Below are 16,428 nucleotides of genomic sequence, written 5' to 3' on the forward strand. Positions count from 1 at the left end.
TGGCATCTCGCTTGTCTCGCCGCACCTTCGACAGTCGAAATCACGTCAGCGAGACACCAAGCTCAATGATCTCGTTGTCGCGGACTGGAGCTTATATCGAGAAGCTCGATAGCGGGACGCACGACGCCTTCCAGCAAAATCCGATCCGGACGGACTCGGGCCAGAACGCGAACCCCGAGCAACACACCCAAAAGGTGCCGGCCCAGTTCTTCCGCCGACATCGTAGACGTGATGGCGCCCTGCTCCTGGCCCTTCTGAACGCAATCCCGGAAGAAAAGCTCGATACGCGTCATGACCTCCGCGACAATACGCTGGAATTCGTCATCATGGGGTGCGACGTCCAGCGCTGCGTTGACAAGCATGCATCCTTTTCGGGAACGATCCTCGACCGATCGCGACACGATATCGTCGAAAAAGGCGACGATCGCCTCGAGCGGAGGGAGCTCCTCGCAGCGCGCAAGGCGGGCTGCAACGCTCCCCTCGACGTAACGATCAAGTGCGCGCTGATAGATTGCCCGCTTGTCGCCGAAGGCATTGTACAGACTTGCTCCAGTGATCCCCGTTTTGTCGACGAGATCCCGCATCGACGTGGCCTCGTAGCCCCGGTTCCAGAAACACTCCATGGCGGCGTCGAGCACGACACCCTCTTCGAATTCGCGCGGCCTAGCCATTCTTCGTCCGTCCGGACCCCTCTGCAGAATTTACCCTGGCATGAATGTAACGAGATTGCATTCTAGAACGAACGTAATAAAACTCAATGCCGACAGTTTTCGCCGAAACGCAGAACCCAGGGGGAAAGCCACATGGGACTGAAACAAGAGCTCGACGCCTTCAAAGCCCAGTTTGCGCAAACGGCTCCGGCGGGTCGCTTCGCATTGTACACCGCCAAAATCGAAGAGCTTCGGCAAAGCTTCGCCCGCGACAATGCAATCACCGAAGGAGACATTGCTCCGGACTTTTCACTGCCGGATGCGAAAGGTGGCTCTGTGACCCTTTCGGCACTCCTGGCGCAGGGCCCGACCGTGATCACCTTCTATCGTGGCGGCTGGTGTCCGTATTGCAATATTCAGTTGCGAGCCTATCAGGCCATCCTGCCGCAGATCGCCGCCGCGGGGGCAAGCCTCGTCGCGATCTCTCCTCAGGCGCCCGACCGAACCTTGTCGACGGCGGAGACGAACGCCCTCACCTTCCATGTCCTCAGTGATCTGGAAAATCGGGTGGCCCGCAGCTTCGGTCTTGTCTATTCGCTGCCCGAAGAAATCCGTGCGGCGCTGCGCTCCGTCAACAAGGCGCTTCCCGAGATTAACGGCGACGATAGTTGGGAACTTCCAGTTCCATCGACCTACGTCGTTACCGGCAACGGCCGCGTTACACTCGCCCATATCGACGTCGACTATACCCAACGCCTTGAGCCCGAGGAGATTCTCGCCGCTTTGCGCTCTCGCAAGGCGGCATGAGTCATGGCGAACTGTGAGGTATCGGTCAGGGACGTGCCAACCGAAACTGCCTCCGTCCACTCGGCCGGACCAACGCGCCTTACCGGTTATGCTTGGGCGGGCCTTTCGGTGATTATTTTCTCCGGGTGGTTCGTGGCCACGCGCTTCAGCGTTACACGCGAACTCCGGATTTGGGACATCACGGCTTTGCGCTTCGGCATTGGAGCGCTCCTTCTCGCTCCGACGATCATGCGTAGATCGTCGCGGCTCCCTTGGGCGTCATGGAGACAGGGGTTCGTCTTTGCCATGCTCTGGGGCGTCCCTTTTGTCCTGCTCGTCGCGCTTGGCCTGAGGCTTACGTCGGCCGCGGAGGCGGCTTCGATTGCGCCGACAATCATGCCGGTATTCGCAGGTGTCTTCGCCTGCGTATTCATGCAGCAATCGCAAGGCCCCATGCGATGGATAGGTTATGCCGCGATCCTCGCGGGATTGGCATGCCTGCTTTCCGCCGCGGCGCTCAATCGCGGCGCGCCAGATCCAGTGGGAGTGGCGGCACTGGTCGGCGCCGGCGGCTTGTGGGCCGCCTATACGCTGATATTTCGCGCAAGTGGCCTCACCGCAACGCAGGCGGCCGCCCTGATCTGCATTTGGTCAGCGGCTCTCTTTCTACCGGTCTATCTGTTTCTCGGGCTTAGCCGCTTCGCCCTCGCCTCCTGGTCTGAGCTTCTGCTGCAGATCATCTACCAAGGCGTGCTGATGAGCGGTGTCGCGATATTCTCGTTCAATCGCGCCGTCTCGCAGCTGGGGCCTTCGGCAGCCACCGCCATCATCGCGCTGCTGCCCGCCGTCGTAGCGATGCTCGCGATTCCTATTCTCGCTGAGACACCCACTTTCGCCGAAGGGCTATCGATCGCCGTCATCGTCATCGGGGTGCTGCTCGCCTCCAGGCCTGCTCCATCGCCCGTGCATGCATCCGTCCAAACCTAAAGGAGAGACTCATGATCCGCTTCTATTTCCACCCGACGCCAAACCCCGCGAAGGTTGCGCTGTTCCTTGAGGAGGCTGGTCTTCCGTATGAGGCTGTCCCCGTCGACACCAGCAAGGGCGAACAGCACTCGCCGTCGTTTCGCGCCATCAATCCCAACGGCAAGGTGCCGGCAATCATCGACACCGAGGGCCCCGGCGGCAAAGAGGCTCGCGTGTTCGACTCGACCGCGATCCTGATCTACCTCGCGGAAAAGACCGGGAAGTTTCTCGGCAAACCGGAGGATCGTCCCGAACTCCTGTCGTGGTCGCTCTTTTTGGCGTCGGGCCTTGGCCCGTTCTCAGGCCAGGCCGTCCATTTCCAGTTCGCCGCCCCCGAAGGATTGGACTACGCGGTCAATCGCTACCGCAGGGAGGCCGAGCGGCACTATCAGGTGCTGAACGACCACCTCGAAGGCAAGACCTATATCGTCGGCGACGATTACACGATTGCAGACATCTCGGCCTGGGGCTGGCTGGACCGTGCCTCTCGGGTGCGCAAAGGCGCGGAAGATCCTCTCGGTCCCTATCCCAATCTCAAGCGGCTGTTTCAAACAGTGGACGCTCGCCCGGCGGTCGCACGGGCACGCGCAGTCGGCAAGAACCATGCGTTCAAGACGGTGAATGACGACGAGACCAAGCGCTCGCTCTTCCCGTCGAACTATCCGCCGGCAGCGTGAGCTGACCGAAGACGTTGCGGAGAACAAGATGACGAGCTCCTCTGACTATACACCCCCGAGGATTTGGACGTGGACCAAGCCCAGCGGCGGCGCGTTCGCCAACATCAACCGGCCCATCTCGGGCGCCACTCACGACAAGGATCTGCCGATCGGCAAACATCCGCTACAGCTCTATTCGCTGGGCACGCCGAACGGCGTTAAAATCACCATCATGCTGGAGGAACTGCTCGCGCTTGGTCACTCTGGCGCAGAGTATGATGCATGGCTCATCAAGATCAGCGAAGGCGATCAGTTTGGAAGCGGCTTCGTTGCAGTCAATCCGAACTCGAAGATCCCTGCCCTGATCGACCGCAGTGGCGCGGCCCCGATCCGTGTCTTCGAGTCGGGTTCGATCCTGCTTTATCTGGCCGAGAAGTTCGATGCGTTCTTGCCGAAGGATCTGCCCACGCGTACCGAAACGCTGAACTGGCTATTCTGGCAAATGGGAAGCGCGCCGTATCTTGGCGGCGGTTTTGGCCACTTCTACGCCTATGCTCCCAGCAAGATCGAATACGCCATCGACCGCTTCGCCATGGAGGTGAAGCGCCAACTCGATGTGCTCGACAGGCGCCTCGCTGACAACGATTACCTCGCCGGCCAGGAATACACGATCGCGGATATCGCGGTGTTTCCCTGGTATGGCGGGCTCGCAAAAGGCTGGCAGTATGGCGCGGCCGAGTTTCTCTCAGTGCAAGACTACAAGCATGTGCAACGCTGGGCGGATGCCATCCTGGCGCGGCCGGCTGTGAAACGCGGTCGAATGGTCAACCGCATGGCAGGTGCACCGTCGGAGCAGCTTCGTGAACGCCACGATGCCGCCGATTTCGACACGAGGACCCAGGACAAGATCGAAGAGGTGAAACAATGAATATCAAGGGCAAACGTGTCCTCATCACTGGTGGCTCGAGCGGAATCGGCTTCGCGCTCGCACAGGCGCTTGTTGCAAAAGGCGCGAGCGTCGTCGTCAGTGGCCGGCGCGAGGCTGCGCTTGCGACGGCCGTCGCCGAGCTGGGCCGCACCGGCGGCGCGGTCTCGAGCGTCGCCGCTGACGTTTCCACCCCCGCTGGCCGCGATGCCACACTCAAACACGCTATTTCAGCGCTCGGCGGTCTCGACATCCTCATCAACAATGCCGGTGGCGTCAGGGCTGGACGCCTCGAAAACACTCCTGAAGAAGAGCTGCAGGCGATGATCGAGGTCGACCTCGTCGCGCCGATACTGCTGACGCGTGAAGCGCTTCCAGCTCTGCGTCAGAGCGGAGATGCGATGATCGTCAACGTCGCCTCCGGCATCGCGCTCATCGGCGCGCCGTTCTACGCCACCTATGCGGCGACGAAGGCGGGTTTGGCCCGGTTCGGAGAAGCGCTTCGCCGCGAGCTAAAGGGTGAAGGAATCCATGTCCTCACCGCCTACCCCGGCGGAACCGACACGCCCATGATGCAGTCGAATCGGGCCGGCCCGGAGCTTGGCTTTAGCCGCGAGCCGGCGTCGGCCGTTGCGGACGCCATCGTCGAGGGGATCGAGGCGAACGCCTTCGAAGTCGTTCGAGGCGGCGAAGCCCGGGCACAGATGATCGCGCTCAATCGCGACAATCCCGGCGCCGTCGATGAACGGTTCCTCGGCATGAAGGCCGCGCTTGAGGACGCCGTGAAGGATCATTCGGCGTTATGATCACCGAAGTTCTTGTTCGGGTCGCTCAATCGGGCGATCGCGGCGCGTCGTCGCCAAACGATTGATTCAAGGAGCGCAGAGCTTCGGCGGCCGCACGGACTTTGGGCGTCGACTCTGCGCGTAGAACCTTCATCATCGAATCGAATTCATCGTCCTGCCCATCCGTCGCGGCTGCAAGGATTTCGCGCACATCGCAGTTTTCGCCGTTTGGCGGCGTCGGCGCTGCGCCAAGCGAAATCGTCCTCGCAGGCGGGCGCGACGCTGTCCGCTGAGGTCCCAACTCCAACTGCCTCGGCGGCTCCTGCTCCGGACGTGGCGTACTTTCGCTCGCTCCGGCCGCTGCAGGCTCCTTCTTGCGCCGGGCCGGGGCTTTGCGCTGCGCGGCCTGCGATGCAGCCTTCTTCGCGGCCGTGGACTTGGGCGGAGCAGGCTCTTCGGCCGGGGTTGTTTCTGTGTCCGATCGTGGAGCAATCGCTCCGGACAACTCCTCGTCCTGCCATTCCTTGAGCCTCGGCAGGGACGGTGGCGATCCCTTTGCCGCCTCATAGAGAGCCCGGTACGGCTTATCGAGATAGTGCCGGATCTTGGTGAGTTCGAACGACGGGGAGTTCTTCACCATCAGAATCGACAGCCGCGCCGACATCTCGCGCAGCTCGAGCGGACTGCGCAACGGCCGCGGCGTGTAGTGCGGCGTCCAGACGCGCGGCGCGAAAATCCCCTGCCCCGGCCGCATGACGGGCGTCTTGTAGACCTGCGTCGTCTCGCCGAGCATCTCCGAGACGAATTCGGATGTGTCGAGATCGTTGATCTGGATGAAGAGTTTGATCTGCGAACCGGAGACCGTCGTAATCCGCGTGCTGCGTCCATAGAGCTCATCGAGCTGCGCGATATCCTGCATCACGATCGCCATCCGGAAACCGTAGCCGGCCGAGATGGTGATTTTCGAGATCAGCGAATCCATGCGGCCGACATGGTAGAATTCGTCGAGCATGAGCAGCACCTGGTGCGGCTCGTCGGCGCCAGGGATCTTCTCCATCAGCAGGTCGTGAATCTGCTGGAACAGGATACGGATCAGCGGCCGGAAGATGGAGAGCTCGGCGATCGTGCAGCCGATGAAGATGGTCATGGGGGTGCGGCGGAGCTCGCGAATGTCGAAGTCCGATGTTTCCGTCGCCGCCGAAATGAGCCCATTGTTCCACAGGCTCATCGCCATATTGACGTTGAAAACCGCGCTGTTTCGCGTCTCCGGCTCAAGCGCGATATATTGATTGAAGCTATCGATGACCCAGGTCGGCAGGTGCGAGCGCTCGGTCTTCACGATCGCACGCAGGACCGTCGAGATGTCCTTGCCCGTCGTCGTCATGCGCGCGACCGTGCGCATGTGCTCGGCGCCCTTGGTGAGCGGGGATGCGAGGACATAGCCGATCAGCGACGAGAGTAGCAGGCGGCCGGCGCCGGCCCAGGTATCGTCGGCCTTCTCGGGGATTACGAAGGAGGCGACGACCAGGCAGTCGGTCGCCATGCGCTCGTCGCGACGGACGAAATCGAGCGGATTGTACCGGTGCGTGTCGGGAGAGCCGGGCGAAAACATGAAGACCTTGTTGCCGATCGCCTTGCGATGGTTCGCCAGCGCGTCGAAATTCTCGCGCTTGGGATCGAAGAAGACGGCCGAGCCCTGCCAGAGGTAGCCGTTGGGAAGCACGAAGCCGGTGCCCTTTCCGGATCGCGAGGGGCCGACGACGAGAATATGCGCGGGTTCGTCCGACCGGATGGTGGCGCCGTTCAGCGTGCCGAGGATGATGCCCTGCTTCTTCGTCAGGCCCTGCTTGGCGGCCTCCATCAGGGTCCCGAACCGCGCTGCGCCATAGGGCATCTGCCGGCGATTGACGAGGCCGAAGATGAGGCCCGCGATCCCGAGAGCGACAACACCTCCGGCCGCATATGCGCCGCGGATCAGCGTTTCGATCCGCGTCGGCGCATAGAGGATGCGCTCATAGAAATGCTGCCAGGCGACCAGGAAGAAGCCCGCCGAGCGGTCCGCGTTCTGCATGCGCAGCAAAGCCCAGCGGGTGGCGCCTTCGCTCGGAAAGCGGGTCGGCGCCCAGCGCCAGCCGACGGCAATCTCGTAGGCGAGGCTCCACAACAGGCAGAACGCGACCGCGCAGATCAGCGCGATCCCAAGTCTAAAGACGACGATGCGCGCCATGGCTGCTCCCCGCTTCGCGCTCCTGCCGCCATTCGGCCATGCGCGAGAAATGGATCGCCGAGGTCCCGCGCCAGCCGCCGACCTTGGTTTGCTGGATGACGATCGGAAGGACAGATTTGATGTAGGCGACGATCTCCTCGCGCCGCAGGCCGAGACCAGCCTGCATCACCATGAGCGCCAGTTGTTCGAAGGCGCCGGCGGGACTGTCGGCATGGACCGTCGTGATGCTTCCCGGGTGGCCAGTGTTGATTGCACGCAGGAACGAATAGGCCTCCGAGCCACGGATCTCGCCGAGAAAGATGCGGTCGGGGCGCAGGCGCAAGGAGGCCTGCAGCAGCATCTCGACGGTTACGCGCGCTTCGCCCTGATCTCCCTTCGACGCGACAAGCGGCAGGTAGTTCTTTTGGATCGGTTTGACCTCACGCGTGTCCTCGATGGTGATGATGCGCTCGTCTTCAGGCACTTCCTTGAGGATCGCGTTGAGGAACGTCGTCTTGCCCGAGCTCGTGCCGCCCGACAGGAGGATCGAATAGCGGTTGACGACTGCCAGCCTGATGAACTCCTCGATGCGGCCCGCGTCGAGATGCTCACACAGCTGGCGATCGATGTCCGAGAGCGCGCCCTCGCCCGCCGTTTCCACCTGTTTGAACGAGCCGAGCTTGCGATAGTCATCGAGCCGCATCTCCTTGATCACCTGTTTGCGGATCGCAAAGCCCCCGCCGCCAGTGGTCGCTGGCGGAATCACGCCCTGAAAACGCTCGCCGGTCGGCAGTGCGGCCGACAGAAGCGGGTGCTCCTCGTTGACGCTCTGACCGGAATGACCCGCGACCCGCTCGGCGAGATGGCGGATCGCCTGCTCGGTCAACTGATCGACGACATGGCGTTCCATCGCCGCCTGGCCGAAGCGCTCGACCCAGACCTCGCCCGGTCCGTTTGCACAGATCTCGACAACCTGATCGTCCTCGAGCCAGGGGCGCACCGGCTCCAGCGCCCGGTCAATGAAGACCGTCAGGCTTCTGGCCGGCGCGTTCACGTCTGATCTCCTGCAAGGCTTCCTTGACCGGGTCGGGATAGAAGGCCGAGAAATCGAGGTCCCGGCGCACGAAGACGATGATCCGCGTCCCCTGGTCGAGATAGATCGTCGGCGGAATGTTGATCGAGTTGCGAAGCGCCTCCTGCGCGATGTTGGTCAGTGTCTGCGAGACGTTCTGGGCCGCGATCTGGCGCGCCTGCAGGCTCAGCTGGTTCTGATTGACCCCAGTCTGCGTCTGGGTAATTGCGCCGGTGACCGGATCGGTCGTGGTGATGATCGTTCCGTTGCCAATGTTGTTATTGTTCTGGCCATAGGCACTCAGGAATTGCGCCGCGCCGCCGACGACCGACAGCATGATCGCGGCGCCGAAGCGTTCGACATAGTGATTGTCGACGAAGCCCGCATTGCCGGCCCGACCGAGATCGTCGGTCCCGTTCGAGCCGAGCTGCACGGAAACGCCGTCGGAGCGCAGAAGGCGGGTCCAGACGACGAAGACGCGCGTCTGGCCCTGTGTGATACCCGACTTGTATTCGCCGACGAGGCGCGTCCCGGCGGGAATGAGAATTCGGCGTCCGTCGAACGACCACACGTTCTCCGTCACCACGGCGCGGACCATGCCCGGCAGATCGCTCTGCACCGCCGTTTCGAGAACACCGCGGATCATCGTTCCCTGCGCGACAAGCGCGTCGATGCGCGGGTTCTTGGTGGCGCGCGCCGTATCGACGCCGGCGGCCGACACCGAAGCGAGGAAGCGCCGGTTCGGATCATCGTCCGGCTGCGCGGCGTTCGAAGATCCATTGCTGTCAGGATTGACCGAACCGGCCGTCGCTGCGGCATTGTCGGAGATCACCTGCGGCGCGCGCAGGCGCTCCCATTTCCGGCGCTCCTCTTCTTCCTTACGCTGACGTTCGAGCTCGGCGAGCCGGCGTGCTTCGTCGTCATTCGGGGGATTAAGCGTCAGGGGAGGTTCGGGCGCCGCCGGCGGCTGGATGGTGACCGGCGGGGGCACCGGTGGCGGCGGAGGGACGTCAGGAGCTTTCGGGATGACGATCGTTCCCTGATTGGTCTGCGGCCGCGGCGCGGAAAGCGACGGCGCGGGGAACTGCGTTGTCGTGAATTCCTCCTTGTCCGGCGTCGTCATGCTCGTCGTGCGAGGCTTGGTGGAATTGTAGATCATCCACGCGGCGACGAGGACGGCGCCGAGCGGGATACCGAATTTCAGGAATCGGCCGACCGTCGTGCTGCCGCGGGCCACTGAGGTCGCGGCCGAGGCCTCGAGTTCGAATGAGCGATAATCGTCAGGCGTCGGCATCGCCCGTCACCCTCCCCCGTTTGCGGCCATGCCGACGCGCTGCGGCGCATAGGGCTCCAGTCCGTTTGGCTCATGGACGTTCGTCAGCCGGCGATTGAAGATGCAGGTCGATTCCTGTCCGTTCCGCAGCGTCCACTGCGGCGAGACCTTGTCGACCACGACGTATGGGCCCTCGGTACGGAAATTCACGAGGCTTTCGTTGCGATCGGCGTCGACAATATAGATTGCCGGTGTCTCGCCCTCGAAGCGGAACCAGGTCTTCGTTCCATCGTCGAAGACGGCGACGGGCTTGTTCGCGGACGAGCCCTTGTAGCCGTAATTGCTGTTCGCGTTGGCGATGTTGAGGCTCGCCAGGTTCGGGTTGGCGGCCCGCTCCTTGGCTTCCGCAAGGAGCTTCGCATTCGTCTCGTCCTCGGGAAAACGAAAGCGCACTGCATAGATCTGATTGCCTGCCGGACGCGTATTCGATCGCAAGAGAAACACATAGATGCGCTTGTCGGTCACGACATTGAGATTGGACTGCGCGTTTTTCTCAATCGGCTTGACGAAGATGATATCGCCCTTGCGGTTCGGCTCGACCTTCCAGGCGACGGAGTCGCCGAGTGCCAACGTCTCGATCTTCTCATCGGACTGCAGCTGGATCATCGTCGAGGTGCCGTAGCTCGCGTCGATCGCCGTGACATTGTCCTTGTTGTAGGCGACGTCGCGAACGCGCGAGTCGGTCCGCCCCGGCCGGGGCAGGGCCTCCGCGAAGGCGGGTGCCGTTGCAAGGCATAGGGCAAGAGCGGTGCCGAGGATCCGTGCGATCATTGCTGCGCTCCGGCCGTGCCCGGCGACGGCGCGGATTCCTGATCACGTCGATATTCCAGCACCTGGAAGCCGAGCGGATTGTCGAAACGCCATTCGTTGCGCATCGGCGCGCCGCTATAGCGGAAGCGCACGAGCGAAACCCAATTCCGTGTTACGACGTTGGTCGCGGTTTTTTCGTCTGTCGAGAACCGCACCAAGGCCGTGCGGTTGTTCGGGAAGGTGACCGACTTGATATTGACCGCGATCTCGCTGTTCGTGCCGTGCAGCTTCACCGGGTTGTTCGGATTGGCTGGCGAATAAATCTCGGTCAGCTCGCGCGCGGCATCACCCGTGGCGAGCAGCTGCGCGAGGTCGAAATTATCCTTGAGGGCGCGAGGATCGTAGGTCTCACGCGCCTTGATGTAACGCACGACGTTGAACATCGTGACGGCTTCGTCCTGCGTCAGTGCGCCTTCGGCCATAGGGCGCTTGACCTCGACGAAGCCCGTCGTCTTGTCGACCACGACCATATAGGGCTCGTAGGTCTTCAGCGGGACGAGCAGCGCAAGGACGCCGAGAGCGACGACGGCGACCACGCTCATCACGGCGGCGACGATCCAGGCGAGCGCGCGCGAGTTGCGATTGCGTCGCGCGATGTCGTGCTCCCAGGTCGCCCCATCGGCATAGTAGCGCGGATCAATGCGCTTCGGTTCGGATGCGGTCGCGTCGCTCATGGCCGTCCTCCTCCGCCCGGAGTCGGCGTCGATGCTGAATTACGAATCTGATCGGCGAGGCGGCGAAACTCGGCCGACTGGGCCCACGACGTTGCCCGCAATCCGACGCGCGCCCGCTGGCGCGCCGCAAGCTCTTCCCGTCGCGAGGTCGAAGCCGGATTGAACGGGTTGCGGAAAGCCAGCCGCGCTCGGTTCGCGGCCACGCCGAACCGGAAGCCGGTCGCTGTCGCAAGCACCGCACCGACACGCGGCGCGAAGATCGGCACGCCGCTGGCGACCGCAGCCGCGACGTTGTTGATCTGACTCAAGAGCAGGATGCCGATGATCGCCAGCAAGACCACGGGTCCGATCGTTGCCCAGGTTGCCGATTTCGAATTGGCGACGCCATTCAGCGCGTCGATCGATTGCTGGATCAGCGAGACATAGAAGGCGAGGAATGCGTAGACGAGGACCTGCACGACGAAATACTGCGCGATCGAGCTCAGCCAGCCCGAGAAGAAGCGCGAGGTGGCGCCGAACAGCAGCAGGATGATGAAAACCGGGGCGAGCGCCAGCAGCAGCCACATGAACAGCTTCGACAGCACGATCAGGAAGATTGCGAAGCCTATCAGGATCGCCATGACGACGTAGAAGACCGCTGCGAAGATGTACGGACCCCAGTTCGTGATGCCGGCGTTCTGGAGAAAGGCTTCGGTCGCCGAGTTCGTCGTGTCCCACATGTTCTGCAACGCCGACTGCACACCGTTGACCGATGTCAGGTTTGCCGCCGTGCCGGTGTTGTTCGGCGTGGTGACGACGCTGAGCAGCGCATTGCCGATCGCCGATGGCCCGCTGTTCAACGCGTTGTAGGCGAGCGTCTGGAAGTCGCTCCAGCTGGTCGCGAGCGCATAGATTACGAAGGCGCGAAACAGCCGAAACGCATGATCGGCAGGACCGCCGGTTGCGGTCCCCTGCCAGATCCCGATGCCCCAGAAGATCACATAGAGCGTCAGAAGAAGGCCGGCGGCGCTCGTCGCTCCGCCGGAGGTCGCAGCATTCGAAAGCGCCTGGTAGGCACTTTGAACATAGTTCTGTCCAATCTGGTCGACCGACTGCAGGAGCGAGGTGATGTTGAAGGTGTTTCCCATCGCTTCCCTCAGATCGGCCGCATCGGGCCGCAGCTGTCGAGCGCCGTGAACGCCGCCGGGACCTGGTGCGATGGAGTGTCGGTATAGGCGAGCGGCGTTCCGCCTTCGTCGGGAGAACACGGCGCTTTGAGAGGCTTATAAGCGCAGCCCGCGAGTGCGACGGCCAGGAGACATAGAATGCAGCAGCGCAAAGTGATCGTCATTTGGGGGGTGCCTTCGGCTGGGTGAAGGTCATCGCCCGGGAGGCAGCGGCGGCTGCGTCATCCTGTGTTGCGGTGCTCGGATTGTTGGTAGCGCTCGGGTGGCCGGATGAGAAGTAGGCACGTCCGGCGGCAAAGCCGAGGACGAGAGCGACGACGATGGCAATTGCGATAACGCGTGGTGACAAAGCCCCTGCCCCTACATCACTGGGTAAACTTCATGGCGCGGGCGGCGGAGGACTCCGCGGCGATCCGGTCAAGGTTTGCCTGGTTGGCGGCAGCCGCCGCATTGTTCACGACACCGTTCAGCTCGTTGACGGTCTGGCCCGTCTGGATCTGGACCTGCGTGTTCTGGTCGACGCTGCCCTTGAGGTCCTGGGCGCTGCCGATCTGTTGCCCGCCCTGGGTGAAGGCCTGCGATCGCGTCTGGACGGCGCTCTGTGTCGAGTTGATCAGGCCGGAGAGCGTCGCGGCGACGTTCACCGAGTTCTTGTAAGCCGTGTCGACCGCATGGGTCTGGCCGTTTGCCAGCCCGGTGATCGTCTGTACGAGCTGCAGCCCGTTGATCAGCGTCGAGACGATGTTCTGGGAGCCGGCGCCCATGCCAGCGAAGGACAGCGCGCCGCCCGAAATCACCGACCCCAGCGATTGCGCCTGCGCCATGCTGAACCCGCTGCCAAGCGCCATCTGCGCCAGTGACCCCTGCGCCTGCGAGGTGCGATCGCCGGTCACCGCCTGCAGCGTCTTCTGGGTAAATTGCATGATCTGCTGATCGGCCGTCAGGATCGACTTGGTGTCGGTCGCGATCTGTTGTGCCTTCGCGAGATTGGCGTTGTCGATCACCGGGACCTGCGCCATGCCGGGCGACAGTCCGAGGGCCGTGAAAAGAACTGCAGTAGCGAATAGTGTGCGCATCGGAACCTCCCTAGCGACCGGTCAATGTGGCCGCGGCATTTGCCGCGTTCTGGATTTGCGTGAGAAAGAACAGGACGTTGTTGTTGGTATCGACATAGCGGGCGGATACGCAGGCGGGATCAGGCGTGGCGCCGGGTGGCGTGGTCTGGCATGTCGATGGAGAACGGCAGGGATCGCTCGGCGTGCCCGCCCCGATCGTCCCGACCGGGCAGGCCGGCCCCTGCGTCGTCGTCGGCGGGTTCGCCGTCGCGCGCATTCCCATGGCGGCACGGCTCATGTCGCTGGTCTGCGCCAGGTTGAGAGCGTTGATCGCCGTGACCCAGAGGTTCGCCGAGCCGATCACATTGTTCCAGACGAGATTGTTCTGCAGCCGCGCGGCGCTGTTCATGTCGAGCGCGGCCATCACCGTCTGTGCCGTACCGACCTGGCCGGTGGCGGTCTGGAACCCCGATTTCGCCGCGGTGATCGTCGATCGGCTGGCGTCGAGGCCGCCGACCACGTCGCCGCTGGACTGGAACAGGGTTTGACTGTTGAGCGCGGCGCCCTGCGCGGTCGCGTCCTTGGTCAGCGACAGATCGGGACCATACGACTGGATGGACTGGGCGCCGGCGCCCGCTTGAGGCTGCACCGCCGGATTGGTGATGCTCGCTTTCTTGCCCGTCGTGACCGCGCATTTGACGCCGCTGTTGGCCTCCTTGCGCTGCGTCGTCACCGGCACGAGCTTGATGGTCGTGCTTGCCGTGTCGGACTTCTGCGTCAGTTGGGCCGCATCGTTGACCGGTATATTCGCAAAAGCCGGCGTGGCGCCGACGACGAGCAGGACGGCGAGAATGGCCGATAGCTTCATGGCTCGCTCCTTCCCAGAAAGATCGGCAACCAGGCCGCAGGATCGTCTCCGACCTTCGCCCTGATCGCATCCAGTTCGGCGACGGTCTCGGTGCGGCCGGAAAGGACCTTGATGAGGTCGGGCATGCCCGCGAGGTTCAGCCGGGCGACGACGCTGTCGCGTCCGTGCTTGATCAGGAAGGAGCGGCTCTCGGCCGCAGTCGAGCGGATCCAGTTCACCTCGCGTCCCGACAGCCGGAAGGCCTGCTTGTAGCTTTCGTCGTCCGCCTTCGGGTTCGGGAAGAAGATGTTCGTGCTGGTCTGCTCGATCAGCGTGTTCGAGGCCTTCGAGCGAACGATATCGGCGGCCGACTGGGTGCCGAAGCCGATAATGCCGTTCTGCTTGCGGATGGTTTTCAGCTTGTCGCGGATAAAGAAGGCGAAGACGTCGTCATCGAGCAGGCGCCAGCCCTCGTCCAGGAAGATCATCACCGGGTCGCCGGTGAGCAATTCCTCCGTGCGATGGAAGATGTACATCAGCGCAGCGGTGCGGATGACCGGATCGTCGAGGACGCGGGTCATGTCGAAGCCGAACACGCTCGAGATCGAGAACTGGTCCTCTTCGTTGTTGAAGAGCCAGCCCCGCTGGTCGGGGCGCATCCAGCTTTCGAGGCGTGCGAGCAGATCGCCTTCCCCCGCCCGGATGCGACCACGCAGCAGCGTCGAAAATGCCTTGAGCGTCCGCCCCTCGGGTCCGGCCGAGAGCGCGGCCGCGATCGCATTGCGGATCACCTGCTCCTCGGAGGCCGTCAAGTCGCCGCCATTGGCGGGCCGCAGCATGAAGGCGAAGAGCTGGTAGAGGAATTCACGGTTCGCCGCGGTGTCGGGAAGCGACAGCGGATTGAAGCCGGTCGGTTCGCCCGGCACCAGCGTCTCGTATTGGCCGCCGAGCGCACGGATGAAGATTTCGGCGCCGCGATCCTTGTCGACGAAGACGAGCTTCGGACGCGGGACGATGCGCTGGGTCTGCGCCGCGATGAACGACAGAAACACTGTCTTGCCCGATCCGGTTGGACCGACCACTGTGAAATTGCCGATGTCGCGGACGTGATGATTGTAATAGTAGGCGGTCTGCGACGTCGTCTCGAACACCGAAATTGCCGGTCCCCAATGATTGTCGCTCGGACGGCCGCTCGGGTAATTGTGCAGGGACGTGAAGCCGGCGAAATTCTTCGACGAAATCACCCCTTTGCGTGCGATGTAGGCAAAGTTGCCGGGAAGCTGCGACCAGAAGGCGGGCTCGCAGTTGAGATCCTCTCGCACCCAGATCACCGACCGATCCGTGAGCGCCGCGCCGACGGCGGTAACGGCCGCGCCCACTTCGGCAAGATCGCGGCCGAGACACATGACCGTCATATGGTGCTCGCCGTAGATCGCCTCCGATCCCAGTAGCTCATCGCGTGCGTCGTCAAGATGCTCGGCAATGACCGATCCTGCTTCGTCCGACATATCGACCTGGCGCGACACCCGGTCGATCTGTTTTGCCGCTTCCGGACGATCGACGATCGCGAAGCTCTGCGTCGCGATGAACTCGTGCGGGACCCGAAGGAGGTTGTCGAAGGAGCCCGGCCCGGTCTGGGCGGGATATTCGCGGATCGACACCATCGCGCCGAAGCGCGTGTCTGCCGGGCCCGCCCCTTTGATCTCGATTGCGTTGCGGCCGAAGAAGACGCGCTTCATGGCGAGCGCATCGGCAAGATCCATCCGCGGCAGATGCATGGGACGCGAGAGCCCGCCATTGAGGAGCTGGACGAGGAATTCGAGGGGCTCGGAGAACCACACGCCGTCGCGGTTGACGACGCCAAGCTGGCGCACGCCATAGGCGGCAAGGCTCTCGCGCACGGCGGTCGCGACGTCGCGCAGCTCGTTGAGGGCCGTCTGCCGGGCGACCGATTCGCCGGCCTCGTCCTTGCGGCCGAGCAGCTTCGTCAGCATCATGTCGAAGGTGCCCGCCTGTCCCTGCAGCGGCCTGCGCACGATCGTCAGGTAGAGATCGTTGACGAACATCCGGCGCCTGGAGAGCGCGGCGTTGTAGCGCTCATCGAGCTCGGCGCAGAACGCGTTGTCGAAGGTGGAATCGATGCGCGGCTGCACCTCCCGGCGCACGATGTGGGAAACCAGCGCAAAGCGAGAATTGGCAAGCGTGCGGACGATGTCGTTGCGGCCGAGCAGGCGCGCGTTCACTTCACTGATGTCGGAGGTTTCGAACGAATAGCCGTCGAGCTTGAAGATCGTCAGGACGAGACCGTCCCGTGTCCGGATGATGTGGTCGTCGACATGCCTCGTATAGGGCACGTGCGACGCCACGGGTCGCTCGCGTCGCGAGACCGCTCCGTAGGTCAGCTCATCGAGAAGTGCCCGCGCCACCATCGTCGCAC

At 63.0% G+C, this 16,428-nt stretch carries 15 protein-coding genes; 5 read left to right on the forward strand and 10 right to left on the reverse strand.

Annotation, left to right across the window (positions count from 1 at the left end; translation table 11 throughout):
* Nucleotides 1–62: 62 nt before the first annotated feature.
* Nucleotides 63–638: a TetR/AcrR family transcriptional regulator gene (locus tag G8O24_RS27160; protein WP_311972330.1), complete on the reverse strand. Its 576-nt coding sequence runs from the start codon at nt 636–638 to the stop codon at nt 63–65.
* 165 nt (nt 639–803) lie between these two features.
* Here G8O24_RS27160 and G8O24_RS27165 point away from each other — a divergent pair, with 165 nt between their 5' ends.
* Genes G8O24_RS27165 through G8O24_RS27185 form a run of 5 tightly spaced genes read left to right on the forward strand, consistent with a single transcriptional unit; the run spans nt 804 to nt 4,849 of the window.
* Nucleotides 804–1,457, forward strand: coding sequence for a peroxiredoxin-like family protein (locus tag G8O24_RS27165; protein ID WP_188104713.1), 654 nt, complete (start codon nt 804–806; stop codon nt 1,455–1,457).
* A 3-nt stretch (nt 1,458–1,460) separates the two neighbouring features.
* Nucleotides 1,461–2,423: a DMT family transporter gene (locus tag G8O24_RS27170; protein WP_188104715.1), complete on the forward strand. Its 963-nt coding sequence runs from the start codon at nt 1,461–1,463 to the stop codon at nt 2,421–2,423.
* Nucleotides 2,424–2,434: 11 nt separating this feature from the next.
* A complete protein-coding gene (locus tag G8O24_RS27175) occupies nt 2,435–3,139 on the forward strand; it encodes a glutathione S-transferase family protein (protein ID WP_188104717.1) in 705 nt (234 codons plus the stop codon).
* A 28-nt stretch (nt 3,140–3,167) separates the two neighbouring features.
* Nucleotides 3,168–4,046: a glutathione-dependent disulfide-bond oxidoreductase gene (gene yghU / locus G8O24_RS27180; RefSeq protein ID WP_188104719.1), complete on the forward strand. Its 879-nt coding sequence runs from the start codon at nt 3,168–3,170 to the stop codon at nt 4,044–4,046.
* Nucleotides 4,043–4,849, forward strand: a complete 807-nt coding sequence (locus tag G8O24_RS27185; RefSeq protein WP_188104720.1) for an SDR family NAD(P)-dependent oxidoreductase — start codon at nt 4,043–4,045, stop codon at nt 4,847–4,849. The genes yghU and G8O24_RS27185 overlap by 4 nt, the downstream gene beginning before the upstream one ends.
* A 25-nt stretch (nt 4,850–4,874) precedes the next feature.
* Here G8O24_RS27185 and G8O24_RS27190 read toward each other — a convergent pair whose 3' ends face one another.
* From G8O24_RS27190 to G8O24_RS27230, 9 genes are all read right to left on the reverse strand, one after another.
* Entirely contained in the window at nt 4,875–7,055 is a 2,181-nt protein-coding gene (locus G8O24_RS27190; RefSeq protein WP_188104722.1) for a type IV secretory system conjugative DNA transfer family protein, read from the reverse strand.
* Nucleotides 7,033–8,088, reverse strand: a complete 1,056-nt coding sequence (virB11, locus tag G8O24_RS27195; protein ID WP_188104724.1) for a P-type DNA transfer ATPase VirB11 — start codon at nt 8,086–8,088, stop codon at nt 7,033–7,035. The genes G8O24_RS27190 and virB11 overlap by 23 nt, the downstream gene beginning before the upstream one ends.
* Nucleotides 8,051–9,400, reverse strand: coding sequence for a type IV secretion system protein VirB10 (gene virB10, locus G8O24_RS27200; RefSeq protein WP_188104726.1), 1,350 nt, complete (start codon nt 9,398–9,400; stop codon nt 8,051–8,053). Before virB10 ends, virB11 begins: the two co-directional genes overlap by 38 nt.
* A gap of 6 nt (nt 9,401–9,406) precedes the next feature.
* Nucleotides 9,407–10,210, reverse strand: a complete 804-nt coding sequence (virB9, locus tag G8O24_RS27205) for a P-type conjugative transfer protein VirB9 (protein ID WP_188104728.1) — start codon at nt 10,208–10,210, stop codon at nt 9,407–9,409.
* On the reverse strand, nt 10,207–10,923 hold the full coding sequence (locus G8O24_RS27210) for a VirB8 family type IV secretion system protein (RefSeq protein ID WP_061979855.1): 717 nt from the start codon (nt 10,921–10,923) through the stop codon (nt 10,207–10,209). Before G8O24_RS27210 ends, virB9 begins: the two co-directional genes overlap by 4 nt.
* Entirely contained in the window at nt 10,920–12,050 is a 1,131-nt protein-coding gene (locus G8O24_RS27215; RefSeq protein WP_188104730.1) for a TrbL/VirB6 family protein, read from the reverse strand. Before G8O24_RS27215 ends, G8O24_RS27210 begins: the two co-directional genes overlap by 4 nt.
* A 404-nt stretch (nt 12,051–12,454) precedes the next feature.
* Nucleotides 12,455–13,165, reverse strand: a complete 711-nt coding sequence (locus tag G8O24_RS27220) for a type IV secretion system protein (protein WP_188104731.1) — start codon at nt 13,163–13,165, stop codon at nt 12,455–12,457.
* 10 nt (nt 13,166–13,175) lie between these two features.
* Nucleotides 13,176–14,012 (reverse strand): hypothetical protein, encoded by an 837-nt coding sequence (locus G8O24_RS27225; protein WP_188104733.1) that lies wholly within the window; start codon nt 14,010–14,012, stop codon nt 13,176–13,178.
* Nucleotides 14,009–16,420, reverse strand: a complete 2,412-nt coding sequence (locus G8O24_RS27230; protein ID WP_188104735.1) for a VirB4 family type IV secretion/conjugal transfer ATPase — start codon at nt 16,418–16,420, stop codon at nt 14,009–14,011. The genes G8O24_RS27225 and G8O24_RS27230 overlap by 4 nt, the downstream gene beginning before the upstream one ends.
* Between the last annotated feature and the right edge of the window lie 8 nt (nt 16,421–16,428).

Source organism: Bradyrhizobium campsiandrae, from assembly GCF_014529705.1.
Classification (GTDB): domain Bacteria; phylum Pseudomonadota; class Alphaproteobacteria; order Rhizobiales; family Xanthobacteraceae; genus Bradyrhizobium; species Bradyrhizobium campsiandrae.

What these genes read in the sequence shown, in the direction of transcription:
- G8O24_RS27165 (WP_188104713.1), top strand. Translation starts at nt 804, where the DNA reads ATGGGACTGAAACAAGAGCTCGACGCCTTCAAAGCCCAGTTTGCGCAA.
- G8O24_RS27170 (WP_188104715.1), top strand. Translation starts at nt 1,461, where the DNA reads ATGGCGAACTGTGAGGTATCGGTCAGGGACGTGCCAACCGAAACTGCC.
- G8O24_RS27175 (WP_188104717.1), top strand. Translation starts at nt 2,435, where the DNA reads ATGATCCGCTTCTATTTCCACCCGACGCCAAACCCCGCGAAGGTTGCG.
- yghU (WP_188104719.1), top strand. Translation starts at nt 3,168, where the DNA reads ATGACGAGCTCCTCTGACTATACACCCCCGAGGATTTGGACGTGGACC.
- G8O24_RS27185 (WP_188104720.1), top strand. Translation starts at nt 4,043, where the DNA reads ATGAATATCAAGGGCAAACGTGTCCTCATCACTGGTGGCTCGAGCGGA.
- G8O24_RS27190 (WP_188104722.1), bottom strand. Translation starts at nt 7,055, where the DNA reads ATGGCGCGCATCGTCGTCTTTAGACTTGGGATCGCGCTGATCTGCGCG.
- virB10 (WP_188104726.1), bottom strand. Translation starts at nt 9,400, where the DNA reads ATGCCGACGCCTGACGATTATCGCTCATTCGAACTCGAGGCCTCGGCC.
- virB9 (WP_188104728.1), bottom strand. Translation starts at nt 10,210, where the DNA reads ATGATCGCACGGATCCTCGGCACCGCTCTTGCCCTATGCCTTGCAACG.
- G8O24_RS27210 (WP_061979855.1), bottom strand. Translation starts at nt 10,923, where the DNA reads ATGAGCGACGCGACCGCATCCGAACCGAAGCGCATTGATCCGCGCTAC.
- G8O24_RS27215 (WP_188104730.1), bottom strand. Translation starts at nt 12,050, where the DNA reads ATGGGAAACACCTTCAACATCACCTCGCTCCTGCAGTCGGTCGACCAG.
- G8O24_RS27220 (WP_188104731.1), bottom strand. Translation starts at nt 13,165, where the DNA reads ATGCGCACACTATTCGCTACTGCAGTTCTTTTCACGGCCCTCGGACTG.
- G8O24_RS27225 (WP_188104733.1), bottom strand. Translation starts at nt 14,012, where the DNA reads ATGAAGCTATCGGCCATTCTCGCCGTCCTGCTCGTCGTCGGCGCCACG.
- G8O24_RS27230 (WP_188104735.1), bottom strand. Translation starts at nt 16,420, where the DNA reads ATGGTGGCGCGGGCACTTCTCGATGAGCTGACCTACGGAGCGGTCTCG.